Consider the following 24,053-nt stretch of genomic DNA (forward strand, 5'->3'; position numbering starts at 1 on the left):
TGCCTTTTGATTTGTTATTTCAACACCGCCATCTTGCCGGTGGCGGATCTTCCATTGGCCGTAATATTATAAAGATATACCCCGTTGGCAAACCCGCCAATGTTGCATTTCAGGTGATTGGGGCCTTTTTGCCCGTGGCCGTCAATGCTTTTTACCAACTGCCCGGCAATGTTGTAAACTTTTAAACTGTATGGGCAATTCTTGGGCAGGGTGAAGGAAATGTTTGTATACCCTTTTACCGGGTTGGGATAATTTTTATTTAGGGCTAATTCGTAAACCGGGAAGGAAATAGAACCATAGTTTACCCCAGGAGGTGGTGGAGCATATGGCCCAACCCAATGAACATAACCATCATTGCCTACTTGATAGAATACTGGAATATAGGTTCCGACTCCGCCGACCCTGTATGGTATGTGCGGATACCAGCAGGCCTGGGTTCCGTCGGTGATCTTGAGGGGCGCGCCGTAGGAGGCGCCGTTGTCGGTAGATTTGGTGATATAAATATCGGAGGTGGCAATGTCGCCCCAGTTGGAAGTAAAAGTAAGGATCAGGTCGCCGCTGGGATCCAGAGCATAGTTGCAGAAATCGGGATAGACCGAAAGGCCGCCGGAGCTGTCGATGGCGCCGCAGATCTGGGTCAGCACCCAGCCGCTGGTAGTTAAATGATAGTCATAGATGCCGGACAATGGTCCGTAGTCGGTGCCGTCGTCCAGGGTGTCCATGGCCAGGTAGGTGGCAAAATGCGGATAGCCGTCCTCATCAACCGCTATGCCCAGGTCATAGCTTTCGCTTTCCCAACTAATTACGCCTGGATCTGGGGCAAATGTCAATGGTCCCCAATTGATGCCGGCATCAGTGGACATGCGATACCAGAATAGAACTTTACCCAGGGTGTCCGGGGTCAATCCGCAGGAGCCCACCATTACGGTGTTACCGTCTAAGGAGGTGGCAACCTGAACTTGGTTGACATAGCCCGCAACGATGGGATCGTGGACCACTGAGCCGCCCTTGAATATATTCAGGCTGTCCTCGGTGCCGAATAGATCATAATACATGTTGCAGTCGGAACGGGGGTCTGCCCTTTCCCAACTGTTGCCGTTGTCGGTGGAGCGGAAGTAGAATGAAGCATCCGGGGTGAAGTCGCCCCAATAGTTGGCCAGCACGTGATAGACGCCGTTGCTGCCCATAGTGCCGTTGACGCAATAATAGGCCGACCCGGCCACGTCCCGGCCCAGGGTGTCGACCTCGGTCTCCGAGCCCCACAGGCCGTCGTTGTAGTTGCCGTCGTCCCACAGGGTGTAAGCGCCTTCGCCGACCGCGCCCCAGCCCCAGTTGTAGAAGGCCACCGGCTTCTGGTTGACCCGGTCACACATGGCGGAGGGATAGCGGATGCTTCCGGTCAGCGGCCCCATGGTGCTCCAGGAGGTGCCGCCGTCGATGGTTCCGACATAATGTATGTTGCCATCGGTTCCCCGCAGGAACAGAATCACTGCGCCATCGGTGCCGAACCCGGGATCCATATCAATACAGCGGGCGGCCGTCATGTAACAGGAGAAATCGTGAACACCGGTAAATACCAAGTCGCCGGTGTCTTTATTCTTTTTGATGCTGATCGGGCCGGCTTTGGGGTTCTCGATCCCGCTCTTTTCCAGCCTCGGGGCGGGAGGCAAAGCCCATGTAAAAGAACTGATGATGAATAAACTCAAAATATACAGACCGGCATTTTTCATATCGTGCTCCTTGTATTAAGGAACGTTATTGAAGCCGGAAAAGAAAAGTGACGCACCGGTTATAGAACTACCGGAACATCACTTTAACAACATCATCATTTTGTCGGCCATCTGCTTGGCGGCCGAGGGCCCGATGATCATCGAGGCGTCCTTCTGCAGGGCGTAGCAGAACTTCATCACCGAATCCCTGGTCAGCTTGGAGGTGTTCAATTTATGGTCGGAGAGCTGGTTCTCGTAGATGGTGGCGCCCAGCTCGCCCAGGGCCTCCTCGGCCAGGGCCAGGATCTTCTCCAGGATGGAGGCTTCCACCGTGGTGGGCGGCTTGGGAGCCGGAGGCTTGGCCGGCGCCTGGGCCGGCGCCGGGGCCGAAGCGGGCTGCTGAACCGGCGCTGTTTTGACCGAGGCGGCCACCACGGTCTGGGGCACGGCTGGCGGGGCCGGGGCCGGGGCCGGCTGCTGGGCCATTATCAGCATTTCCTTTAAAGCCCCGTCCAGGGCCGAATCTATCACGCTGACATCGGCGGTGATATCGGTCAGCAGGTTCAAAAATCCCTTGTCGCTGCGCCGGATGAACAGCCGGCTGCCCCCGGTGTTGACCATCATCCGGTTTATCCTGAACTGGGCCACCTGGGAGAGCGCTTCGAAGGTCTGGGCCAGCACCATCACCGCCCGCTTGGCGTTCTCCTGGACGAACGACGAGGAGAGCGACTGGGAGACAAAGCTGCTGTCGTCCCCCACGAAAAAGCTCCCGGTGACGCCGGGCAGGCTGGACAATCGTATCAGTAATTCTTCCATGGCCGCTACCTCTTTTCCGCCGCCAGCCGGGATATCACGGCCTGGAACTTCTGTTTGACCTCCACGAAACCGATGGAGGCGATGGCCTTCTTGCAGGTCAGGTTCACCAGTTTCTCAAAGGCGTCCCCCACCTCTTTCTTGGAGATATCGGTCTTGACCCCGCTGCGGGCGGTGACCAGCCCCGCCCCGGCCTCCAGCATCCTGTCCAGCCGGCCCTGGGGATCGACGTTCTTGATCTCCTTGTCCAGCATCTCCTGCCACTCCTTGGCTTTTTCGCCCTTGGATCCGAATTCCTCCAGCAGCATGTTCAGCAGAATTACCTTCTGTTTGAGCAGTTCCTCGGCCTCGGAGATCTCGGTCATCTTGTCCTCGGAGAGCAGCTCTATGGGGTTTATCTGGGTGGCCCACCAGGGAACCTGGGCCCCGTCCAGCTGCACCCCCAGATAGGCCGTCCCGACCGGCATGATCAGCATCTTATGGCCCTCGCCCTCGGCCACCACCGAATTCAGATTGCCCAGATCCAGGTTGGAGGTGATCACCTCCGCGGCCGAACCGATAAAAGCCACCACCTCGCCCAGGTTGCCCGGGGCGCCGGCGGAGGCCTTTATTGTGGACCCGTCCTCCTTGGAGACGGCGGCGCTGCACTTGACGCCCTCCATCTTCAGGACGCTGTCCATCAGCTCAGCTGGTTCCTTGGCCATAATCTCTCCATCAACGCTTTAAAAATATCCTGCCCCTTTAGCCGCTCTTGACCAGCTTCTGGACAGCCTGGTATTTGTGTTTGGCCAGCATCGGCCCGTATTCCTTGACGCCCTTCTGGTGCATGGCCTCGGCCACCTGGTCCCATACCTGGACCACCTCATCCCGGCTGATGTCGGACTTGGTGCCGTCCTTTATCTTGACCACAAAATCGGTGAACTCCACGTGGCGGGCCAGGTTGCCATTCTTATCGCCGGCCGCCAGGGTGGTTTTGGCCAGTTCCACCCAGGGCACCACCCCGGTCCCCTTGACCCCGAATTCCTCCAGCATCAGGTTTACGAAATCCACCTTGGCCTGCAGGGTCCGCTCCACCTCATGGGGGTCCACCACCAGGTTCTTGGCCAGGAACCAGGAGATGGTCTTGACCACCTCCAGCACCCCCAGCTTGCTCTCGTCGATGATGGCCCGGATGTCGCGCTTGCCGTTGACCAGGGCCAGTATGGTCCAGTCGCTGCGCCGGATGGTGACGGCCGATTCCTCGGGGGCCTGGGCGGTCCTGACCAGGGTGGTATCGAAGGGAGGGAGGCTCTTTAATATCTCGTCCATCTCCAGGCGCCGGCGGTCGCCCTCCTGCAGCAGGGCGTCGGCCCCGTCCTTGATGGTCTCCTCGGAGGCCTTGGCCCCCGGGGCGAATTTTACCTCGCCGGATGATTCCAGGCACAGGCCGTAAACCGCTTCGCTGCCCTTGATGTCGCCGTAAACCGCATGCACCGCCCGGCCCTTGTCGAAGTAGATCTCGCCAAAGTTCTTCCCGGCCTTGACGGTGATCACCCCGGTCTTCTGGAAGTGGGCCAACAGATAGATTATCTCAGTAAGATGGAAATCTGACAGATTGGTTTGGAGGCTCATAAATGGAAAATAATGGGTATTAGAAAATTTTTGTAACTTCTTTTATACCTAATATATTAAGTCTAATTGAAAATCTCCCATCTGTCAACAAAAATTTTTATCCTTGGGCATATATCAGCCCCGTCCTAAACCTTCCGGCGGCCTTTTCCTCGTCTGGGGTCGGGGACCCCGGAGCCAATTCCAGGTCCCATGATCCCCTGAAACCATCCTCCATGCCGGTTGCCACCTCGTCGAAAGCCGGTGCCCGCCCCAGGATATCCCTCAGGGTCCCCGCCCGGACCTCCCGGGGATCACAACTGAAAAACTTATGCTCCTGCCCGCAGTTCATCAGCAGGGAGCCCTGCTGGAGAATGACGCCGTTCATCCGGCGCTGGGCGCTGCCGATGAGCTTTTTGCCTCCGGCGGTGATCTCGTAACGCCCGGCGGCGGCAAAGCACAGGGCCGAGGCTGCGGCCGAGACATCAGGAACCTCCGATCTCACCATCTCGGCATCCACCCCCAATATTTTCAGGCCCGCCAAAAGTCCCTGGGCGATGCGTCCATAGGTCTCCATGATGGTCCCGCCTATCACCGGGTCGTCCTCCCGGGCGATCACGCTGTAGGTGAATTCGTCCTGATGCATCACCGCCCTCCCCCCGGTGGGCCGGCGGACTATGTCAAAACCGGCCCGGTGGCAGGCTTCGATATCCAGGTCTTTTATCTTCTGGTTGTATCCCAGGGATACCGCCGGGGGGCTCCACCCGAAGAAGCGTATCACCGGCAGCGATGCGCCGGATCCCACCGAATGCACCAGGGCCTGGTCCAGGGCCATATTGTAGGCCCCGTCATTCAGGCCGGTATTGAGAAGGCGCCACCGATGTCTTTCGGTGCTCATTTATTTTTTCATCCTTTCGGCGGCGGAGACCGCCCGGCGGTATCCGTCGGCCACTGCGCTGTCTTTTATTCCTGATTTCATCGCCATCCCCAGATTCTGGGCGGCCTTTTCATACTGGCCCAGACGCAGCTGGACCTCGCCCCAGAAAGCCGCCAGCCAGACATCACTATAGCCGTTAATGAAGGCCTTGGAAAATGATTCATCGGCCCTGGGCCAGTCCTGCAGGGCAGATAATCAAACCCAGGTGAAGCGCCCGTTGAAGAAAGAAGCCGCGAACCATGCGAGTAAAAACAAAAACCCGGTGATTATCGGCTTCCCCTTGATGGTGTTCGTCTTGCTATCCAATTTTAAACCCGCCGGGATCAATAGCCCTGGTCCAATTATTCAGCGAAGTTCTGACTTGATATGATCTCATTATTTTTCTTTGGCGCTATCGTTTTCAATGAATTCCAGGGCGCTGCCGGCAGGCCTGAAAAAGGGATCCTTCTCCAGGGCCAGCCGATACCAATGGGATGCATCCCGTACCAATCCCCTTTGCTGATAGCAAAGCCCGATATTATAGTAGACCACCGGGGATCTGGGGCTCAGGGCGGCGGCTTTTTTATATTCCCCCTCAGCCTGGGCATATTTCCCCATCATGAAATACAGCACTCCCAGGTTATTGACAGCATCAATATTATCGGGCCTTATTTCCATGGCTTTTTGGTAATGCACTATCGCCGAATCGGCCTGCCGCCTTTTGGCATACTCATTGGCCAGGTTGAAGTGAGCCAGAAAACTTTGGGGGGAGGTCCGGGCCATCTCCCTGAAAAGGGTATGATCGCTTTCCCACACCCGGTTCTGACGGACGGTTTTATATCCCAAAAAAGAACCGTAGATTACCAGCAAGACAATCGTCGCATACTTCCAGGTTCTTTGCTTGATTCTGCCAATCAATTTTACGAAAGCCCAGGCCAAAAGCAATGCTATCCCCAGCGAAGAAAAGAAAACAAACCTTTCTCCGAATTCAACATTACTGGTATTTCGAACCAGGCCCATGGCCGGCAAACTGCCCCACAAAAACAGCACGCTGGAAAAAGCGACAATAACATCTTTCCATTTTCTGGACAGATATATCAATACCGCCGGCAATGCCAATAACAGAAGGCTGCCTATCCATCCGGACAAGCCGGCTTTAAACACCTCGGTATAATAAGTGCTGAGGTCGGCCGGCCAAAGTATCAGCTTGAGATATCTCCAGTTTTTGGGAGCGATGGTCCCGATGGCTGAAAAATCCAAGATGTCTTTCTGCCAGTAAAGGTTGTTTTTAAGAACCAGATACCGGGCGGTCAAAAACAGCAGGAATATCGCCAGATAATAAACATGCTCGAAACGCCAGATATTTTTCTTCCGGCCGTGACTCTGCAGCAATTCCATGCTGAGCAATATCACCGGGAACACCACGGCGATCTCTTTTGAGCCCAAGGCGACCAGCCAGGAGATCACCGAGACGATCAACCGCCATATTTTATTGTCTTTTCTCCATTTCCAGTAAAAGTAAAGAGAGCCTATTATAAAAAGAGCGGCGGTCAGATCCGTCCTGCCGTTTATAAATGCCACCACCTCGGTATGTATCGGATTAAGCAGGTATAACAAGGAGGCTAAAAAAGCCAGCCACCGGTGGGAAGATAAATCCCAGACCAGGGCATACCAGAAGACCGCCAACAGGGCCATCATAATAACGTTGGTCAGATGAAAGGGGAAAGGGTTTTGCCCCCAGATCAATTTGCTCAAGCCGAACGACAACAGTATTATCGGCCGGTAATAATTGCTGGAGTTGTTCTTTTCCGCATCCAACGACTGGCTCCACGGCTGATAATTGGTGACAAACACTTTGCCCAGATCAGCCCAAGCCCCGACCCCGGCGTTATGGTTGATGGCATATAGATCGTCAAAAACGAATTGATTCTGCAGCGAGTTGCCGTAGACCGCAAAGGTCAAAACCACCAATGCCAGCGCCATCCAGTATTTACCGAGCAAAAAGGCCGGCCGGTTTTTGCCTGGCTCCTGGCTGACGCATGATTTCATTTTTTCCGGTCCGGGCATATTGCTACCCGATCATTTAAGTATGTGAAGCCAGTTGCCCAGCAGGAACTGCATCTGGCCTATCAACAGTGATATCCGGGCCATCACGGTGTAGCCGAAGGCCGCCCCGAAGGCGATCATCAGGTACCACACCCCCAGCTGGGCGGTCCCGCCCACCAATCCCTTGTGCTGGGCCGAGAAGAAGAAGTAGACCAGGGTGGTCAGCACCCCGCCCACGAACAGGACATTGTTGAGCGAGTTCAGCGGCATGGCGGTGGCCTGCACCTGGGCTAGGACATCGGCCGACAGGAAGGCCATCACGGTCAGGCCGGCCCCGATGCCCACCACGAAGGACAGGGGGAACCGGATCAACCAGTTGAGCTTGCGGGAGAAGGCGAAGAATATCATCAGCCCCAGTATCCCGGGGATTATCAGATAGAACTTGTGGGCGAAGTCGCGGTACAGGGGGGTCAGCAGGTTGGGCAGCACCACATTGTGGTATTCGGCCGCCACGAAATAGCCGGCCGAGACCCCCACGTAGACATGCTCGGCGAATTTGTAGAGCGGGTTGTCCTTGTACAGAAAGCTGTAGATGCACAGCACCAGCAGGGCCGCCAGCCAGGTTCCGAATACTGCCATGTTACTTCTCCTCCCTCTTGCGGATGGCAAAATAGGCGATGTTGCCGATGATGATGAAGGCGATGATCAGGAAGTGCCCCAGGCTCTGGGCCGACATCCCGGTGGTGGCCATGGCCGGGCGGCCTATCAGCATCTCGTACTCGGCCGCCCCCCGCATGCCGCCCATCAGGCCCTGCAGCTGGTTGGACTGCAGGTAGGCCGAGAACTCCGGGGCCGAGACCGCGGTGCAGCCGCCGGTGACCGGGATCCGGAAGCGCTGCCAGGCGAACTGGATCCACATCAGCAGGCCGGGATCGCCGGCCGAGAAGGACACGATGGCGGCCACATCCTTCAGGGATCTGACTTTTCTCATCAGCGGCAGGGTGTCGGTCCGGTTGTGGTAATAATCCTGGGGAAAGGCGTCGTAGATGTTCTGGGCCATGGAGACCACCACCACATACTGGCCCGACTTGTAGCCCAGGTTGACGTAGTCGGTGCCGTAGGCCTTGCCGGGGAAATCCTTCCGGATCACCTCGCCGATCTGCCGCTCGATCAGCGGAATGCCGGTGACCCAGTGCCCCATCATCACCACCTTCAGGTCCTTGCGCATGGCGTGCCGCAGCATGGCGTCGGCCAGGGGATGCAGCTCCGGCATCGAGCCGGGATCGTAGTCCCAGGAGAACAGCACCGGGGTCCCGGCCGGCAGGCTGTCGATCAGATCGTAGGCCCGCCGCACGTCCTGGGAGATGGTCACCGGCATTTTCAGATCGACCAGCAGGGCCGCGGCCACCACCAGCCCCATGGCCAAAAATATCCAGCGGCGGTCCAGCTGGGTGAGTTTGGTCATCGTTTCCTTGAATCCCATCTTAATTGCCTCCCCCGGTGGTCAGGTAGGACCGTTCGATACCCAGCAGCATCCGCAGGGCCATGGACACCGCCCCCAGGGCCGCCCCGATCTTGATGCCCCGCTGGCCGGCGGCGTTGGGGATGTCCATGATCCATTGGGTCAGCCCTTCCAGGGCGTTGGGGAATTTGGCCCCCAGCCAGGGAAGGTGGTGCCAGATGACGTTGCCCAGCGGGATCCGGCCGATCATGATGATGGTGGCGGCCACCAGCAGCAGGGTGGCCTCCTTGTTGCGGGCCCGAAAGGCCCGGTAGGCGGCCGAGGCGATGAAGAAGGCCAGCAGCGAGAACATAGCGGCCGACAGCGGCGCCATCACGTTGTCGTACAGCCAGTAGTATACCGTGCCCTCGCTGATGCCCCAGAACAGCCCGATCACCATCATCGACACCAGGCAGATCAGCAGCACCAGGCTGTAATACCAGCCGCTTTTTTGGCGGTGGATCTTGTCGGCATGCACCTGGATCAGATTGCCGATTCCCAGCACCAGGGTGAAGGCCACGATGATGATCTCCCAGGACTGCATCTCCTGGGCCGATGCCGCGATGATCTTGTGCGGCACGAAGAAGGCCAGTATCATGTAGAACCCGGCCAGGAAAGTGATCGTCAATGGCAGTGTTTTTTTCATTTCAGTGATCTCCTTACTGCGAGGCCAGCCAGCGGCTGGCGAAAAAGTGAAGCTGGGGATATTTCAGGGCCAGGGTCTCCAGGATGACGCCCAGAATTATCAGACCGATGGCGATGGCCTTGCCCCAGTCCTGGGCCTTGATGGTGCCCATCAGCACCGGCTCCTTTGACAGGTAGGCCGAGGCGGCGTAGATCTCCTCGCCGATCAGGGTGTAGTCGCAGGCCGCCACGAAGAACGGCAGCTGGGTGATCATGGCGGTGCCGGCGATCTGGATGGCCCCGGTGGCATAGCCGGTCTCGGCCAGGATCAGGGACTCGGCGTAAAAGGTCCCGATCATGAAATTGGCCGCCGGTTTCTCGCGGATCATGATGCCGTCCACCCCGGCGGTGTAGGCGAACTGCTCGTTGGTCAGGTAGCGGATGTTCTCGGCCCGGTAGGCGTCCGGCCGCCCGGCGTTCATGTAGCTGGCCTTGACGATCTCCTGGGCCAGGGTCATCACCAGGGGATCGGAGCAGGGCACCAGCAGGGGGGTCTCATACTCGGCGGCCTTCTCGGCCACCCGCCCCAGGATCACCAGGCTGGCCAGGGTCTGGATGTCGGACACCGCCGACAGCCCCCCCGACGGCAGATACAGGATGGGGCGCCCCATCTCGGTGGCCCGCCCGATGGCCTCGTCCACCGCCGACAGACCGGTTATCTTGCGGACAAACAGGGTGGCCCCCCTTCGGGCCCGCCAGATGAAGAACAGCACCAGCCCGGTAAAGAGGGCCAAAGCGACCACCAGGCTGACCCGCTGGCTGTTGAACCACGATGCCCGCGGAACCGCCGGTTCGCTGATCCGGGAAGCATACAGCCCGGCATCGGTGACCGCATCTATCCGATAGAAATACTTTTTCCCGTTGGCCAGCCCCTGATCCGAATATTCGCTGATCTTCGGCGCCATTTCGATGATCTGGGAAAACGGGCCCTCCGGCGTCTCGGCCCTCATTAATCGCAGCACCGATACCTGAGACCCCAAACCCGGATCGGCCGGCAGATCCCAGGTCACCAGCAGTTCTCCCCCGGCATCATTGGGAACATCATCCGCCTTCAGGTTTTCCACCATCAAGTTTGGGGGAGGCGGATCGTAAGCGGAAACAGCTTCGGAGAAGGATAGCCCGGCGGACAGCGCCAATAACGTCAATATCGTGATCCTTAACCGCATATTGACCCCTCTTTTCATTATGGTTGAAAAATTATGCCCGGTTCGATCTAAATCTCCCCGGACATGATTTAATTTCTCATTGTTTCGTCTGGTCGGCTGGATCAATCCTCGATCAGCTCCACATTGGCCCGGGGGACCACCGCCTTGGCGCCGTCCTCGAATGTCACCTCCAGCACCCGGGCGTGGCTCTCGGATTCCAACTGCTGCAGTTCGTGGGGCAGGGCCGACACCTTGCCGATCTTGCCGAAGTACGGCTGGCGGATCACCCGGATGGCGCTGCCGATCTCCATGCCCCCGGCCTCCTTGACGGCCTCGCTGCCGGCATCCTGGCTGCCCAGGGGGATGATCACTTCGGGGCGCATCACGCCGGCCCTGATCTGGGTGGCCCCGTTGACCGAAGCTTTTAGCCCCTGCTTGGACTTGAGCAGTTTGAAGGTCTTGCCGGCCATGCTCATCTGGCCGAAGCCCTCGGTGACCACCAGGGTCAGCCCCACCTCCTCATGCCCGGTGATGGCCACCCCGATGTCGTATCCCATCAGTTTCTTCAGATCGGCATCGTCGATGCCGCCCACCACCACCGCCTTGACGCCCACCTCGGCCGCCTTCTTCAGGGCGCCGTATCTGATCAGCGATCCGCCGACCACCACCTTCCCTTTGCAGTCGGGGGTCAGCATCTCCACGGTCAGCTCCTGTGAGGGGTCGGCCGCCACCACCTTGATATCTCCGTTGGTCTCCCCGCCCACTCCGAAGATGCCCTGGATGAAGCTGCCGAAAGCCTCCACCGTGGCCCCCTCGGACTCGCTGACCTCGGTCACCTGCCCGTCGATGTAGGCCTTGATCTGGACCGGCATGGGCGGCTCCCGCAGGATCACCTGCCCGGTGATGCTGGAGACGGACTCCAGGGTCCCGGCCACCGGGGCCTTGCAGCTGCTCTTGAACAGACCGAAGAACCCCTTGCTCTCGGCCAGGGTCTCATCCTTGGCCACCGGGTCGCCGATCTTTTTCATCATGTGGGAGGGCACATCCTCGGCCAGCAGGCCCAAGAGCCCGGAGACGTTCACCGGCTGGACGTTGCCCGGCAGCTCGGTCCTGGCCACTATCTGGTCGGAGCCCACCTTGTCTCCCTTTTTGACGATCACCTGGCCCTTCAGGGGAAGGCGGCGGTCTTTCTTGATCAGGGTCTTCTCGGTTACCTTCAGTCCCGGGGTATATGCGTGTGCCATAGTGTATTTCCTTATTGTTGGGGCAATTCATGAATTGCCCTTACGTTATTCGGTTGGGACACGGCCTGTCGTGTCCTTACAATTATCTTTTTTAACCGCGGCCCTCTCCGCAATTGGGAGGGGTCATTTATTTGGGATACACCCCTAACGCCTGGTTCCACTCGGTCAGCTTTTTGATCCTCTCCTTCTTGTCCTCGGGGATCACCAGCGGCCGGCCCCGGCCGTCGATGATCAGCCCCACCGTCCCGCCCTCCAGGTCAACCTCCATCTCCTTGCCCTTGCCGGCTCCGATATCGAAGCCCTTGGCCGGTACCACCACCGCCTTCAACTTTTCGGCCAGCGGGATCAGCTTCATCTGGCCGACCTTGACGTTCTCCTCGACCACCGAGCCGTCCTCCCTGGTGTATTTGACGGTGACGCAGTTCTGGCCCTCCTTGCCCTGTCCGGTGGGGCAGATGCAGGAGCCCAGGCGCACCAGGCAATCCTTGAGGAAGACCTCGTTGGCCGCCTTGGCGTGGACCGTGGAAAGCACCCCCAAATGCGGGGCCATGAAGATGGAATCCACCGCCATGGTGGTGATGCCCTCGGGCTGGAAGGCGTCGATCATCATCAGGGCCGACTGCACCCGGCGCGGGGCGTGCGACAGCACCCCTCCGGAGCCGATCAGGATCTTCAGGTCCATCATGTTGATCAGGGTCTCGCCGGAGCCGGTCTGCTCGAAGGCGTCGGAGATGGTCCGCTCCTGCTGGACCCCCTTGAGCCCCACCGCCATCGATTTGTGCTGGACGAAGGCCAGCCTCAGGGCCTCGCGGGAGATGGCCTGCTCGATCTGCAGCTCCTCCTGGGTCTGGGGGATGGTGGTGGGGCGGATCATCTTGTTGCGGATCCGGTTCCGGACCTCGGCCTCATCCATCTCGAACGGCACCCAGCGCATGATGTTGGCGATGCCGGCCTCGGCCAGCACGTTGGAGATGGAGTAGCTCATCCCCAGGTTGGCCGAGACGGTGCGGTTGAAGACGTCGCTGTCGGTGCCCTTGTCGAAGAACACCGAGAAGACGTCGGTGGTGGCCCCGCCGATATCCACCCCCACCGCCGCGATATGCTCGGCCTTGGCCAGGGATTGGATCATCAGCCCCACCGCGCCGGGGGTGGGCATGATCGGCACCTCATGGGCCATGGCCATCAGTTTTTTATAGCCCGGGGCGTGGGCCATCACGTGTTCCATGAAGACGTCGTGGATGGCGTCGCGGGCCGGGGTCAGGTTCTCGCGCTCCAGCACCGGGCGCAGGTTGTCCTTGATCAGCAGGGCGGTCTTGGATTCCAGGGTCTTGGTGATGATCTCCCGGGCGTCCTTGTTCCCGGCGTAGATCACCGGCAGGCGGTAGCTGGTCCCGAAGCGGGGCTTGGGGTCGGCCGCCGCGATCAGCTCGGCCATCTCGGCCACGTGGGTGACCGTCCCCCCGTCGATGCCGCCGGACAGCAGGATCATGTCCGGCCGCAGGTGGCGGATCCTTTCGATCCGCTGGTGCGGCAGGCGGCCGTCGTTGGAGGCCAGCACGTCCATCACGATGGCCCCGGCCCCCAGGGCCGCCCGGGCGGCCGATTCGCCGGTCATGGATTTGACCACTCCGGCCACCATCATCTGCAGGCCGCCACCGGCCGAGGAGGTGGACATGTAGATGTCCACCCCGTTCAGGCCCTCGGCCGGGGTGATGATGTCGTCGCCGTTGAGTATCTTGCGGCCCGACAGCTCCTCCACCTCGCGCACCGAGTTGAGCACCCCCTTGGTGACGTCCTCGAAGGGCTTCTCCACCGTGGTGGGGGCCTCGCCCCGGGTGGTCTGGCGGTATTCGCCGTTCTTGTATTCGATCAGGATCGCCTTGGTGGTGGTGCTGCCGCAGTCGGTGATCAGGATCGTTTTAAGCTTGTTGGGATCAACTGCCATCGTCGTCTCCTAATGGGTTATATGAATTAGATTTATTTTTTCACTGTCATTCCTGCAACAGCAGGAATCCAGGGTACTGATTGGACACGGATTAACACAGATTTTTTAGCACCTTTCCTTCTCCGCATCGGGGAGGGCTAGGAAGGGGTCTGTTTCTGGCGAAGTGTCTTTCACCCCTACTTTATACCGATTTTGCTTTTGATCTTCTCCCACCAGGTCTTCCTGCCCTCGGCTTTTCTCAGCTTCCTGGATTCGTCCTTCTCGGCCTTTTCCCGGGCCTGCCACTCGGCCTCCTGGCGCTCGATCTCCTGCAGCAGCAGTTCCACGTTCTCCCGGTCCTCCATCAGCACCGCGAATTCGTCGTACTCCCTGCGGTTCAGAAAGGCCTGGACCATGGGCTGGAAGAAGATCAGGGCCTGGCTGCCGATGAAGGTCAGCGGCTTGACCGATTCCAGGAACATGATGGCCGGGACGGTCAGCTTGCGCTTGACCACCTGGTTGGCGATCTTGGCCAGAAGTTCCTTGGCCCGTTCCGGGCTGACCTCACTTAGATCGGAGATGGTGGAATTTGACATGATGCCTTTTATACCAAAATATTGATACTTAAACTTCCCCTCTAACCAAGAGGGGTTTAGGGGTGTGTCTCCCCTCTAATAAGAGGGGTTGGGAGTTTGTCACCGTACTATCACCATCTTCCCGGTGGCCGTCTGTCCATTTGATTCCAGCCGCGCCAGGTAAACCCCGCTGGCCACTTTCCGGTTGCCGGCATCCCGGCCGTTCCACTGTAAACCGTAAACCCCTGCACTTTTGAACTCATTGGCCAGCGTCCTTACTTCCTGTCCCAGCAGGTTGTATACTTTTAACGAAGTCATTCCGTTTTGGGGTATCTGATAATTTATCTGATTGCCCGCCACATTCAACTTTAAACTTTCAACGTTGAACTTAGTCTCGCCGACTTGCTCGTTCGCTATTCCCGCCGCACCGTAGCCCTGGTAAATACCCAGCCCGGCAGATCCATTCGCCAGGCAAATCAAACTGTCGGCAAAAGCCACGCCATAGGCATCACCAGTCGTGTTGTAGTAACCTGACTGGGTTGGCAATGCCGGCGCGCTGATGTTGATTACCCGCAGGCCGGAATCCATATCCGCCACATAAGCGTTGTTGCCGGCCACGCTCACAAAGTTGGCATAAACTGCCGTATTGTAATATCCTGTTTCGGCGGGGCTGGCCGGATCGCTGACATTGATTATTCGCAAGCCGCCAGCGGCATCGGCCACGTAAGCATAATTGCCCGATATCGCCACTCCGCTTGCATTGCCGGGTGTGTCGTAGAAGCCGACTTCGGTCGGGCTGGCCGGATCACTGACATCAATCACCCGCAGTCCGTAACCACCATCTGCCACATAGGCGTAACTGCCAAATACCGCCACGCTATAAGCATAGCCAGGGGTGTCATAGAAGCCCTCCTCGGCCGGGCTGGCCGGATCGCTGACATCGACCACCCGCAGGCCGGAACTCCGGTCCGCCACGTAAGCGTAATTGCCTGATACTGAGACGCCCCGGGCGCCCCCGGGAGTAATGTAAGCGCCGGTTAAAGTCGGGCTTCCCGGTATGCTGATGTTGATTATCCTCAGGCCGGAATCTACATCAGCAATATAAGCATAACTGCCGGATACCGCCACACTCCGCCCTCCCCCCGGTGTGTCATAGAAGCCTACCTCGACGGGATTGGCCGGAGAACTGAGGTCAACTATCCTCAGGCCAGAAATCCCATCCGCTACGTAGGCATAGCTGCCCGATATTGTCACTCCAAAACAATCACCCGGCGTGTTATAAACGCCCACCGTCCTGACATTGGAACTGTCCTGGGCCAAAACTTGACCAGACAGACCGAGTGCAACCGCAAGAAGAATCTTTGCCTTCATGGCCGCACCTCCGTTATTTACAGTTGAAAACTGTTTGAACCGGCTCGAGCTGTTTCAAATCTATTTACCCTCTCCGCATCGGGGAGGGATTTAAGGGAGGGGTCTACAGACACTTCCCTGAATATCTTAGCTTCGGCTCCTTGACCGCCTTGACGTCGTCCAGCCGGCCGATGGGCGTATTGTTGGGCGCGCTCTTTACAATTTCGGGATTGGTTTCGATCTCTTCCGCTATCTTCTTCATGGCGTCGATGAAGGCGTCCAGCGTTTCCCGGCTCTCGGTCTCGGTGGGCTCGATCATGATGGCCTCGGGCACGATCAGCGGGAAATAGATGGTCGGGGCGTGATAGCCGTAATCCAGCAGCCGCTTGGCGATGTCCAGGGTCTTGACCCCCTTCTCCCGGAACTTGGTTCCGGAGAAAACGCACTCATGCTTGCAGTGGGCCTTGTAGGGCAGGTCGTAGATCCCCTCCAGCGAGCGCATGATGTAGTTGGCATTGATGATGGCGTTCTCCGAGGCCGCCCGGACGCCCTCCGGCCCCAGCATCCGCAGGTAGGTGTAGGCCTTGACCATCACCAGGAAATTGCCGAAGAAGGAATGGACCTTGCCGATGCTGTCGGGCCGGTCGTAGTTCAAATAATATTCGGTTTCCCGATTTTCGCTTTTCGCTTCTCGAGCCCCGATCGTGGGGACCGGAAGGAATGGCTCCAGCGCCTTGGTGCAGGCCACCCCGCCCCCGCCCGGGCCGCCGCCGCCGTGGGGCGTGGCGAAGGTCTTGTGCAGGTTGAAGTGCATGGCGTCGATGCCCATGTCGCCGGGCCGGACGATGCCCATCAGGGCGTTGAGGTTGGCTCCGTCCATGAACACCAGGCCGCCGACATCGTGGACCATTTTGGTGGCGGTGCAGATGTTCTTTTCGAACAGCCCCAGGGTGTTGGGATTGGTCAGCATCAGGGCCGCCACCTCGTTATCCAGGTGGGCTTTCAGGTCCTCGGGGTCCAGTAGCCCCTGGGCATTGGATCTTATCTGGACCGACTGGTAGCCGCAGATGGTGGCCGAGGCCGGGTTGGTGCCGTGGGCCGAGTCGGGGATCAGTATCTTCTTTCTGGGATTTCCGTTCTTGGCATGGTAGGCCCGGATCATCATCAGGGCGGTCAGCTCGCCGTGGGCCCCGGCCACCGGCTGCAGGGTGATGGCCTCCAGCCCGGCGATCCGGCACAGTTGGCCGCCCAGGTCTTTCATCAGCCGCAGGGCCCCCTGCAGGTCCGCCTGGTCCTGCATTGGATGCAGCCCGGTGAAGCCAGGCAGGCGGGACATATCCTCGTTGACCTTGGGGTTGTATTTCATGGTGCAGGAGCCCAGCGGGTAAAAACCCTTGTCCACATGGTGGTTCAGGGTGGACAGCCGGACGAAGTGGCGCATCACGTCTATCTCCGAGACCTGGGGCAGGCAGGACAGTTCCGGTCGCAAATATTTCTCGGGGATCATCTGGCTGACGGGCTTGACGGGCACATCGCAGGCCGGCAGGGGATGCCCCTTGCGGCCGGCGGATGACAGTTCAAAAATGCTCTTCTCGATCATGGAAATCCTTTAAACAATGTGTTGTAGCATAACAGCATAGGATATCATTAAAGAGTGGATGATGTCAAGATAAAATTATGGTTGCTTAATGCATCACTTACCAGCTTCAAAATCATTAGTATAGATCAAAAAAGCGCCCTTATGGGCGCTTTTAATTTATCACTCCGCTGGTGGTGCTGGGGGCTTATAAACGTTCTGGATCCCGGGATCCACCGCCTTAACAGCATTTTCTGCTTCCGCCAGGGAATCATAGGTTCCAAAAGCTCCGGCAATGGCAAACTCATCGATGGATTTTTCCGAAGTATAATACCAGATATTATTCTCTTTAAGGGCATTGGAATTCTGGTAGGCCTGTTCCGTCGTTGGATGAACAATATATTTCTTTCCGGCTAACCTTATACCAATATAAATCATCTTTTTTCACCTCCTTTCAAAACAAATTGAATTTCTTCGATAAGCCTTTTAGCTTCGTTTTTTATTCCCACAATGTTTACATCTTGTGAAATGACTTTATCTAAGTAGATCATTGCCTCCCGATCATCCTTCATTCTATGGCAGACATCACCGATGTTTAAAAGGGCCACAACTTTCATAAAGGTCATATTCTGTTGAACGGCTAGGTTATGGCATTCTTTAAACAATTCTTTTGCTTTAGGATAATCGTCTCTGTTGTAGTATTCTAATCCTATATCACACAATATATTAACCATACTGCTCTTTTCGCCAATTTCCCGGGAGAGTGAAAATGCCTTGTTAAAATACTCTATACTTCCTTCATGATTCCCCATTTCACGCATTGCTTTTCCGCATACTTGGTAAGCTCTTATTAGGTTGACTTTATTTGTCAATAATAATAATTTCCCTTGGATCAGCTTTAAGGCTTCACTATATTTTTCGATACTTATAAGATTATCCGCTATGTTCAACAATACTGCATTAACGCCGTTTTCTTCTTCAAGATTATTATATATTTCAAGTGATTTATTAAATAATTCACTCGCTTCCTGGAATTTTTCCTTATATTGGAAAGTTTTGCCTAATTGCCGATAGCAATACGCCATGCCTTCACTGCCATTATTTTTTCTATACAAAGCTAAAGAATCATGGAATCTTGTTTCTGCCTTTTCAAAGTCGCTTTGGTGCAAATAAACATTCCCTATTTGACCTATAGCTTTTGCTTCTCTTTTTTCGTCCTTTAATTTTTCGCTGACGAATAAGTTCCTGCTAAAATCAGACAAAGCCTGATCGTAATTACCTATCAAATGGTGCACCTCTCCCCGACTCTCGTAAATATCGGAGATATTGCCGTGTGGGTTCAGGTAAAACTTTTCCCAGAATATTTTCCTCGCGGTATTCATCGATGATTTCTTTATTTTGCAATCATAATATATTCCCTCTCCCTCTGGGGGAGGGCCAGGGAGGGGTCAACCCTTACGCCCCCAGATAGCTGGCCTTCACTTTTTCGTTATTCAGCAGTGCCCTGCCTGCCCCCTCCAGTACGATATTGCCGGTCTCCAGAATGTAGCCCCGGTCGGCTATCTCCAGAGAGCGCTGGGCATTCTGCTCCACTAAAAGAATCGTGGTCCCGCTTTGCCGGATGTTTTGGATCACCTGGAATATCCGGTCCACGATGATGGGGGCCAGGCCCAGCGAGGGCTCATCCAGCAGCAGCATTTTGGGAGCGGCCATCAGCCCCCGGGCGATGGCCAGCATCTGCTGTTCCCCGCCGGACAGCGTACCGCCCTTCTGCCCTTTTCGTTCCCGGAGCTTGGGAAAGATGTCCAGGACCTTGCCCAACGATTCCTGCTTTTGTTTTTTATCGGAAATCAGGTAGGCCCCCAGGTCCAGGTTCTCCAGCACCGTCAGCCCGGGGAATATCCTCCTGCCCTCCGGCACCTGCACCAGCCCCATGCCGACGATATCGTCGGCCGGCCGGCCGTTGATCTCCTGCCCGGAGAATTCTATTTTCCCGCCCCGGACCGGCAGTATCCCGGAGACGGCCGAAATGGCTGTGCTCTTGCCGGCCCCTTTGGAGCCCAGCACCGCCACTATCTCCCCGGGATCCACCCGGAAGGTGATCCCGTGAAGCACCTCCAGGCTGCCGTATGAGACTTGAAGTTCTGATACTTTTAACATGATATCATTTCAACCACAAAGCGCACTAAGTTCACAAAGATTTTACTTGAATTCTTTTACCGAATGCTGTCTGCCGCACACTGTATACTCAACACTTTTTACCGGATACTGCATATCGTATACTGAATACCAAATACTGTATACAGTATACTTCACCCTGCTATTTATTTATCGATGCCCCTCTTCCATTTCCGGTCGAACTCCTCCACCGACAGATTGAATGATGCCTTAAAAACCCCTTTAAAATCACCCCCCTGCCCCATCTGGTCCACAAACAGCCGGACCATATCCCATCCGTTGTCCTCGACCAGGAAACTTACCGCCGACAGGCTGGCCCGGTAGGCCTGCTGAGCATCCTCCCGATCCAGGGTCATGAACGAACCTGACAGCTGGGATAACGGAAGGTAGGCGTGATCGGCGGCCCGCTGTCCCTCCTGATATTGGGCCAGACCCTCGTTGAACCATCCCGGAAATTTCCGGCCCCCGATCTCGAACAGCAGGGCATGGACGAACTCGTGGGTCAGCACCCTCTCCAGCACTTCCTGGTCCTCCCGGTAATCGGCCACCGGCACCCTGATCTTCCCGTCGAAGGCCGCCCCGGCCCAGGAGGCCAGGCTGGTGATGTCGGAGAACTGCTGGTTATTGTAGAGTATCACGCTGATGTTCCTTTGGGCCTGCCAGCCGAACAGTGCCCCCTGCCTGTCCCGGATGCCCTCCAGCATGAAAAGTATCCTGTCGGCCATCTCCCGGTTCTCCCCGCCCTCGAACCTGATGTCGAAATACCCGGTCTGGCTGGCCTCCAGGCCGTCCTCCCGGCGGCAGCGGTTGTCCAAGCCGTCCAACAGGCCGCTTATCGCCGAATCCCCGGGATTCAGTTCATAGGCTCTGCCCAGGCAGGAAAGGCAGGAATCGTTCCTGCCCAGACCATACCAGGCCTCCGCCCGCAGGTACCATAGGGCCGGTTTTTCCGGCATCAGTTTCAGGCCCCGGCCGGAGAGCTCCAGCACCTCCTGGTATTTTCCCTGATGAATCTGGCTGAGGCCGGAATTGAAATAGACCGCCTGGAGATTCTCCCCTATCAGCGAATCTTCCGGGGCCAGCCTCCGGGCTTTTTCCAGGAGCTTGAGGGCCCCGGGATATTCCTCCTGCCGGGAAAGCGCCACCCCCTGATTGGATAGTTCTATGGCCTCCTCAAGTCTGGCCCTCCGGCTCTGGAGCATTTCGAGATGCCCGTTGCCCTTGATGATGAAGACCAGCTCAACGGCGATCAGGACCAGAATTACGGTCACGACCGCATTTTTGGGTTTTATTTCCATAATGTCGTCAATGTTGGTTTGCCAGTTAGGCTTCGATGACCTGGGAGTGATTTCCTACCCTGTCCGGCGGGCCGTGAGTTATGTTCTATCGGCAGCATCGGGTGTTCAAAAGTTATAGACGAAATCTATGAAGGGGATCCCCGGAGTGATCATGTCCTCGCCCAGCACGTTGGCCAGGGCCAGGTCCACCGCCAGCCCCTCGCCGAAGAAACGAAAGCCGGCCGAGACCAGCGGCTGGTCCAGGCCGGGAAACAGCCAGTTCTCGGTGACGAAGGATACCCGGCGCGACAGGCGGTACTCCCCGCCCACCATCACCATCGGCCGATCGGCCATCTCATCGCCCGCAAAACCGTAGCCCAGTCCGGCGGTGAAGCTGCGGTCGGGTCCGCCGTAGGTGCCGGCCCCGTAAAGGATCCCCACCGTCGAGGCCTCCTGGTCGAAATCAGGAACCTTGATGATCAACGCCCCTCCGGCCAGGTGGAATTTTTCGTTGACCGGCATCCCGGCCTTGGGCATGAAGAAAATTATCTGGTTGCCGCCGCCCCCGGGAAACAGGGATATTCCGCCTCCCAGGGTGATGTTATCGGTAAGGCCCACCACCACCTGGGGGAAGAAAATGTAGGTGTCGGAAAAATAGCCCTCGCCTTTTTTGAGCATGTGGGCGGTGGGCCCGAAGAACAGCCGGGTAGTGTTGGGATTGGGAAACCAGTATTCTCCATCCTTGATGGATCCCGTCTGGATCTCCTGGATCTCGGTGATCTTGGCGATGGGAATGGTCATTGCCGTCACCGAGGTTTGCAATACGATATTGACAGAATCGATTTGAATGATGCTTCCTACGTTGCTGGAGCCGTCTGACGTTTTAACGATCTGGATGAAGGTGGAATCCGCCACCCGCAGCCGGCCCTTGATCGGCTGCTGGGCCAGACCCGGCGTGATCCAGAAGCAACACCCGGCCAAAAACAGCAGAGCAACGGTGATTCTTTTAATAGGCATCTTTATTACCTCTTTAAATGTTAAATATCTTGCGTCTTTCCCCGGCAGTCACCGGCTTTCGCTGTCCCGGCTTAAGGCCGCTCAACCGAAAATTTCCGATACCGACCCGCACCAGCCGCAGGGTGGGATATCCTATGGCCGCGGTCATCCGGCGCACCTGGCGGTTCTTGCCTTCGGTCAAGGTCATCTCCAGCCAGCAGGTGGGGATATTTTTGCGGAACCTGATGGGCGGGTCGCGTTCCTCCATCTCGGGCTGGGGATCCAGGATCATTGCCTGGCAGCTAAGGGTCGGATGCCCCTTTATGGTCACCCCTTTTCGCAGTTTTAAAAGATCCTTCTCCCCGGGGATGTTCTCCACCTGGACCCAATAGGTGCGGGAATGGCCCTGCCGGGGATTCAGCAGTTTGGCGTTCAGCTCGGCCTCGTCGGACAGCAGCAGCAGGCCCTCGGAGTCGGCGTCCAGCCGGCCCAGGGGATAGACGTTTTTGGGGAAGCCGAACTTGGCCAGGGTCACATGCCGGGGATCGTCCGAGGTGAACTGCGACAGCACCCCGTATGGTTTGTTGAAAGCGATCAGCATTGTTTTACCCCTTTCTGTTTATGACAGCGGACAACCCGCCGGCCCCAGCATTCATCATGCTCCAGGCTTGGTCATTTGAACCTGACCACCCCGAAGTTCTTGGTCTGGTACGACCAGTCGTACATCCACAGGGCCGACTGGTTGTTGCGCTGCTGCTTGCGGCGGATGTTCATCCTGATCTCGGCATCCCTGTTCAGCACCGGCAGGCCGACATCCTTCAAGGGCACCCTCATCTCCAGCACCCATTCCCTTTCCCCGGCCAGGGCCTTGGCCTGGAAGCCGCCGTTCCATTTCTGGTCCAGATCGTCGCGGGTGTTGTCTATCAGCTGGTCCCAGACGGTGGATGCCGGATTGACATACATCTGGTAGACCGTGTCCTTATTGGCGGCGAACAGGAATCCGATGCAGTCGTCGTTGTACACCTGGTCGTCCCGGACGGTCTTGGCGGTCTTCAGCTGGGCCATGATGGTGTCCCGGCAGACCGCGGCGATATAAAGGTCCTCCCCATCGTGCATGAAGTAGACCTGGGTGGGATCGGCCGATGCCGGGTTGCCGTCCCAGCCGCAGAAATCGGCTATCTTGCCGGCCCCCAGCCATTCATCCTTATCGAACCGGCCGTCGATGGCCGGGGCCTTTTTGGCCCGGGGGCACTCCAGGATCCGGATCACATTGGGGCTCATCTCCAGGTTATAAGATTTATCGCGCCCGAAGGGATAGGACATTTTCATCACCGGCAGGGGATACAGGGTTCCGGAGCCTTTGAACCTGAAGACGGACTTCAAGCTGTCGCCGGGGGCTATCTCCACCGGGATGCTGTTCTTGACAGCCTTCCAGTTCTGGCCGGTCTCCCATAAGATCTCGGTTTTTATAGGCTTGTCTGTGGGATTCTTGATCCTGACCTCGGCCTCCAGGGATGATAATTTTCTGCCCTCGATCAGTTCCGGCCCATCAACAAACACCGCCTTGGTGGGTATCTGATGGGCGAAGGTCTCCTCCTTAAGGCTGACGTGATCTAGATCAAAGGTATTGCCGGCCCGCACCAATGCCGAGCTGAATTTTCCGTCCTTGACGGTGACCCACAGGTACTGGTAGAAGCCGGCCAGGCTGATATTTTCCGAAGGGCCGATATCCGCCCCGGAGCTGCCCATCACCACGTAGCGGATGCCATCAATGACCTCCGAGGCATAATTGTGCCAGTGCCCGGCGAACACCGCCGTAACTTTGTATCTCTTGAACAGGTCGTGCAGCTTGTCCGGCTGTCCGGCCCCCACCCCCGCCGCCCAGAACGGCTTGTGCATGAAAATATAGATGCCGGATCTGTTCCTGAGCGATCTCAGGTCCTTCTCCAGCCACCTGATCTGGGCGGGATCCATCTGGTCCAGGGTCTCCACCAGTGAGTTGTCCATCACGATGAAATGGCTGTTCTGGTGATCGAAGGAATAATAGGGGTTGCGTCCGGTCTTTTTGATGAATATGCTGCGCACCTCGGGAGTGGTGATGTCGTGGTTGCCGGGGGTCAGGTACACCGGGCAGGAGAGCGCTTTTAACATCGGCAGGGTGGCATCCCAGTCCTTGACCGTCCCGGCCGAGTCAGCATAGCCCTGGATGAGATCTCCCACCGTCACCACCAGGTCCGGTTTTATCCGCTCGATGTCCTTCAGCACCATCTCGAAGGCCTTTTGGTTGGCTCCGCCGGTGCGGTCGGCCAGCACCACCAAACGGAAATTATCCCCGGGCCCGGCCGGCCTGGCCGTCCAGCCGTTTTGGATCAGGGCCGCCGCCAGAAGGGTTAGGATCATAACTATTTTCTTCATAATGCCTCCGATAGTTTTGATTGCTAATATATTTCGTGACAGGCAAGATCGACCCTCTTCTGATTTATCAGGGATGAGCCTGCCCTGAAATTTCATTTTTTTATTGACTGCTGAAGC

The 24,053-nt window shown here is 57.1% G+C and carries 24 protein-coding genes; 2 read left to right on the forward strand and 22 right to left on the reverse strand.

Translation table 11 applies throughout. The annotated features are described in order from the left end of the window. Positions 1–14 precede the first annotated feature (14 nt). The 5 genes from RDU76_05840 to RDU76_05860 all read right to left on the reverse strand — a co-directional run bounded on the left by RDU76_05840 (position 15) and on the right by RDU76_05860 (position 5,007). Positions 15–1,730, reverse strand: coding sequence for a T9SS type A sorting domain-containing protein (locus RDU76_05840; GenBank protein ID MDQ7798447.1), 1,716 nt, complete (start codon positions 1,728–1,730; stop codon positions 15–17). A gap of 78 nt (positions 1,731–1,808) precedes the next feature. Further along, complete coding sequence (locus tag RDU76_05845) at positions 1,809–2,525, reverse strand: hypothetical protein (protein ID MDQ7798448.1); 717 nt, start codon at positions 2,523–2,525, stop codon at positions 1,809–1,811. Between the two features lie 5 nt (positions 2,526–2,530). Next, positions 2,531–3,226, reverse strand: coding sequence for a roadblock/LC7 domain-containing protein (locus RDU76_05850; GenBank protein ID MDQ7798449.1), 696 nt, complete (start codon positions 3,224–3,226; stop codon positions 2,531–2,533). A gap of 37 nt (positions 3,227–3,263) precedes the next feature. Then, complete coding sequence (locus tag RDU76_05855; protein ID MDQ7798450.1) at positions 3,264–4,133, reverse strand: DUF4388 domain-containing protein; 870 nt, start codon at positions 4,131–4,133, stop codon at positions 3,264–3,266. A 97-nt stretch (positions 4,134–4,230) separates the two neighbouring features. After that, positions 4,231–5,007 carry a lipoate--protein ligase family protein gene (locus RDU76_05860; GenBank protein MDQ7798451.1) on the reverse strand — a complete coding sequence of 259 codons (777 nt, stop codon included), beginning with the start codon at positions 5,005–5,007 and terminating at the stop codon, positions 4,231–4,233. On the opposite strand from RDU76_05860, the gene RDU76_05865 reads away from it, so the two are divergent. After that, positions 5,000–5,179, forward strand: coding sequence for a hypothetical protein (locus RDU76_05865; protein ID MDQ7798452.1), 180 nt, complete (start codon positions 5,000–5,002; stop codon positions 5,177–5,179). The two genes, RDU76_05860 and RDU76_05865, sit on opposite strands and share 8 nt — an antisense overlap. A gap of 15 nt (positions 5,180–5,194) precedes the next feature. Then, positions 5,195–5,416 (forward strand): hypothetical protein, encoded by a 222-nt coding sequence (locus RDU76_05870; protein ID MDQ7798453.1) that lies wholly within the window; start codon positions 5,195–5,197, stop codon positions 5,414–5,416. A gap of 5 nt (positions 5,417–5,421) precedes the next feature. Here the strand turns inward: RDU76_05870 and RDU76_05875 are convergent, their stop codons facing one another. The 17 genes from RDU76_05875 to RDU76_05955 form a co-directional block, all read right to left on the reverse strand. Continuing rightward, entirely contained in the window at positions 5,422–7,074 is a 1,653-nt protein-coding gene (locus RDU76_05875; protein MDQ7798454.1) for a tetratricopeptide repeat protein, read from the reverse strand. 30 nt (positions 7,075–7,104) lie between these two features. After that, positions 7,105–7,710 carry a hypothetical protein gene (locus tag RDU76_05880; GenBank protein ID MDQ7798455.1) on the reverse strand — a complete coding sequence of 202 codons (606 nt, stop codon included), beginning with the start codon at positions 7,708–7,710 and terminating at the stop codon, positions 7,105–7,107. Position 7,711: 1 nt separating this feature from the next. Further along, a complete protein-coding gene (locus RDU76_05885; protein MDQ7798456.1) occupies positions 7,712–8,536 on the reverse strand; it encodes a hypothetical protein in 825 nt (274 codons plus the stop codon). Positions 8,537–8,555: 19 nt separating this feature from the next. Continuing rightward, complete coding sequence (locus RDU76_05890; protein ID MDQ7798457.1) at positions 8,556–9,218, reverse strand: hypothetical protein; 663 nt, start codon at positions 9,216–9,218, stop codon at positions 8,556–8,558. 13 nt (positions 9,219–9,231) lie between these two features. Continuing rightward, positions 9,232–10,422, reverse strand: coding sequence for a fibronectin type III domain-containing protein (locus RDU76_05895; GenBank protein ID MDQ7798458.1), 1,191 nt, complete (start codon positions 10,420–10,422; stop codon positions 9,232–9,234). Between the two features lie 101 nt (positions 10,423–10,523). Then, positions 10,524–11,645: a hypothetical protein gene (locus RDU76_05900; protein MDQ7798459.1), complete on the reverse strand. Its 1,122-nt coding sequence runs from the start codon at positions 11,643–11,645 to the stop codon at positions 10,524–10,526. Positions 11,646–11,772: 127 nt separating this feature from the next. Continuing rightward, complete coding sequence (locus RDU76_05905; GenBank protein MDQ7798460.1) at positions 11,773–13,590, reverse strand: glutamate mutase L; 1,818 nt, start codon at positions 13,588–13,590, stop codon at positions 11,773–11,775. 176 nt (positions 13,591–13,766) lie between these two features. Further along, a complete protein-coding gene (locus RDU76_05910; GenBank protein MDQ7798461.1) occupies positions 13,767–14,165 on the reverse strand; it encodes a hypothetical protein in 399 nt (132 codons plus the stop codon). Between the two features lie 99 nt (positions 14,166–14,264). After that, positions 14,265–15,515, reverse strand: a complete 1,251-nt coding sequence (locus RDU76_05915) for a T9SS type A sorting domain-containing protein (GenBank protein ID MDQ7798462.1) — start codon at positions 15,513–15,515, stop codon at positions 14,265–14,267. Between the two features lie 103 nt (positions 15,516–15,618). Further along, on the reverse strand, positions 15,619–17,094 hold the full coding sequence (gene gcvPB / locus RDU76_05920) for an aminomethyl-transferring glycine dehydrogenase subunit GcvPB (GenBank protein ID MDQ7798463.1): 1,476 nt from the start codon (positions 17,092–17,094) through the stop codon (positions 15,619–15,621). Positions 17,095–17,253: 159 nt separating this feature from the next. Further along, complete coding sequence (locus tag RDU76_05925; protein MDQ7798464.1) at positions 17,254–17,508, reverse strand: hypothetical protein; 255 nt, start codon at positions 17,506–17,508, stop codon at positions 17,254–17,256. Then, the gene (locus RDU76_05930; GenBank protein ID MDQ7798465.1) at positions 17,505–18,452 is read right to left on the reverse strand and encodes a tetratricopeptide repeat protein; all 948 of its coding nucleotides are present in this window, start codon (positions 18,450–18,452) and stop codon (positions 17,505–17,507) included. The genes RDU76_05925 and RDU76_05930 overlap by 4 nt, the downstream gene beginning before the upstream one ends. 73 nt (positions 18,453–18,525) lie before the next feature. Further along, complete coding sequence (locus RDU76_05935) at positions 18,526–19,230, reverse strand: ABC transporter ATP-binding protein (GenBank protein ID MDQ7798466.1); 705 nt, start codon at positions 19,228–19,230, stop codon at positions 18,526–18,528. Between the two features lie 164 nt (positions 19,231–19,394). Beyond that, positions 19,395–20,546 (reverse strand): hypothetical protein, encoded by a 1,152-nt coding sequence (locus tag RDU76_05940; protein MDQ7798467.1) that lies wholly within the window; start codon positions 20,544–20,546, stop codon positions 19,395–19,397. Between the two features lie 105 nt (positions 20,547–20,651). Beyond that, the gene (locus RDU76_05945) at positions 20,652–21,542 is read right to left on the reverse strand and encodes a hypothetical protein (protein MDQ7798468.1); all 891 of its coding nucleotides are present in this window, start codon (positions 21,540–21,542) and stop codon (positions 20,652–20,654) included. Positions 21,543–21,555: 13 nt separating this feature from the next. Next, positions 21,556–22,122 carry a pseudouridine synthase gene (locus RDU76_05950; protein ID MDQ7798469.1) on the reverse strand — a complete coding sequence of 189 codons (567 nt, stop codon included), beginning with the start codon at positions 22,120–22,122 and terminating at the stop codon, positions 21,556–21,558. Between the two features lie 71 nt (positions 22,123–22,193). Continuing rightward, positions 22,194–23,936, reverse strand: coding sequence for a metallophosphoesterase (locus RDU76_05955; GenBank protein ID MDQ7798470.1), 1,743 nt, complete (start codon positions 23,934–23,936; stop codon positions 22,194–22,196). Positions 23,937–24,053 lie beyond the last annotated feature (117 nt).

Source organism: Candidatus Edwardsbacteria bacterium (assembly GCA_031082425.1).
GTDB lineage: Bacteria > Edwardsbacteria > AC1 > AC1 > EtOH8 > UBA2226.

Bases quoted from the DNA above. Each gene is read 5' to 3' on its own strand.
- RDU76_05840 (MDQ7798447.1), bottom strand. From the start codon at position 1,730: ATGAAAAATGCCGGTCTGTATATTTTGAGTTTATTCATCATCAGTTCT.
- RDU76_05845 (MDQ7798448.1), bottom strand. From the start codon at position 2,525: ATGGAAGAATTACTGATACGATTGTCCAGCCTGCCCGGCGTCACCGGG.
- RDU76_05850 (MDQ7798449.1), bottom strand. From the start codon at position 3,226: ATGGCCAAGGAACCAGCTGAGCTGATGGACAGCGTCCTGAAGATGGAG.
- RDU76_05855 (MDQ7798450.1), bottom strand. From the start codon at position 4,133: ATGAGCCTCCAAACCAATCTGTCAGATTTCCATCTTACTGAGATAATC.
- RDU76_05860 (MDQ7798451.1), bottom strand. From the start codon at position 5,007: ATGAGCACCGAAAGACATCGGTGGCGCCTTCTCAATACCGGCCTGAAT.
- RDU76_05875 (MDQ7798454.1), bottom strand. From the start codon at position 7,074: ATGAAATCATGCGTCAGCCAGGAGCCAGGCAAAAACCGGCCGGCCTTT.
- RDU76_05880 (MDQ7798455.1), bottom strand. From the start codon at position 7,710: ATGGCAGTATTCGGAACCTGGCTGGCGGCCCTGCTGGTGCTGTGCATC.
- RDU76_05885 (MDQ7798456.1), bottom strand. From the start codon at position 8,536: ATGACCAAACTCACCCAGCTGGACCGCCGCTGGATATTTTTGGCCATG.
- RDU76_05890 (MDQ7798457.1), bottom strand. From the start codon at position 9,218: ATGAAAAAAACACTGCCATTGACGATCACTTTCCTGGCCGGGTTCTAC.
- RDU76_05895 (MDQ7798458.1), bottom strand. From the start codon at position 10,422: ATGCGGTTAAGGATCACGATATTGACGTTATTGGCGCTGTCCGCCGGG.
- RDU76_05900 (MDQ7798459.1), bottom strand. From the start codon at position 11,645: ATGGCACACGCATATACCCCGGGACTGAAGGTAACCGAGAAGACCCTG.
- RDU76_05905 (MDQ7798460.1), bottom strand. From the start codon at position 13,590: ATGGCAGTTGATCCCAACAAGCTTAAAACGATCCTGATCACCGACTGC.
- RDU76_05910 (MDQ7798461.1), bottom strand. From the start codon at position 14,165: ATGTCAAATTCCACCATCTCCGATCTAAGTGAGGTCAGCCCGGAACGG.
- RDU76_05915 (MDQ7798462.1), bottom strand. From the start codon at position 15,515: ATGAAGGCAAAGATTCTTCTTGCGGTTGCACTCGGTCTGTCTGGTCAA.
- gcvPB (MDQ7798463.1), bottom strand. From the start codon at position 17,094: ATGATCGAGAAGAGCATTTTTGAACTGTCATCCGCCGGCCGCAAGGGG.
- RDU76_05925 (MDQ7798464.1), bottom strand. From the start codon at position 17,508: ATGATTTATATTGGTATAAGGTTAGCCGGAAAGAAATATATTGTTCAT.
- RDU76_05930 (MDQ7798465.1), bottom strand. From the start codon at position 18,452: ATGAATACCGCGAGGAAAATATTCTGGGAAAAGTTTTACCTGAACCCA.
- RDU76_05935 (MDQ7798466.1), bottom strand. From the start codon at position 19,230: ATGTTAAAAGTATCAGAACTTCAAGTCTCATACGGCAGCCTGGAGGTG.
- RDU76_05940 (MDQ7798467.1), bottom strand. From the start codon at position 20,546: ATGGAAATAAAACCCAAAAATGCGGTCGTGACCGTAATTCTGGTCCTG.
- RDU76_05945 (MDQ7798468.1), bottom strand. From the start codon at position 21,542: ATGCCTATTAAAAGAATCACCGTTGCTCTGCTGTTTTTGGCCGGGTGT.
- RDU76_05950 (MDQ7798469.1), bottom strand. From the start codon at position 22,122: ATGCTGATCGCTTTCAACAAACCATACGGGGTGCTGTCGCAGTTCACC.
- RDU76_05955 (MDQ7798470.1), bottom strand. From the start codon at position 23,936: ATGAAGAAAATAGTTATGATCCTAACCCTTCTGGCGGCGGCCCTGATC.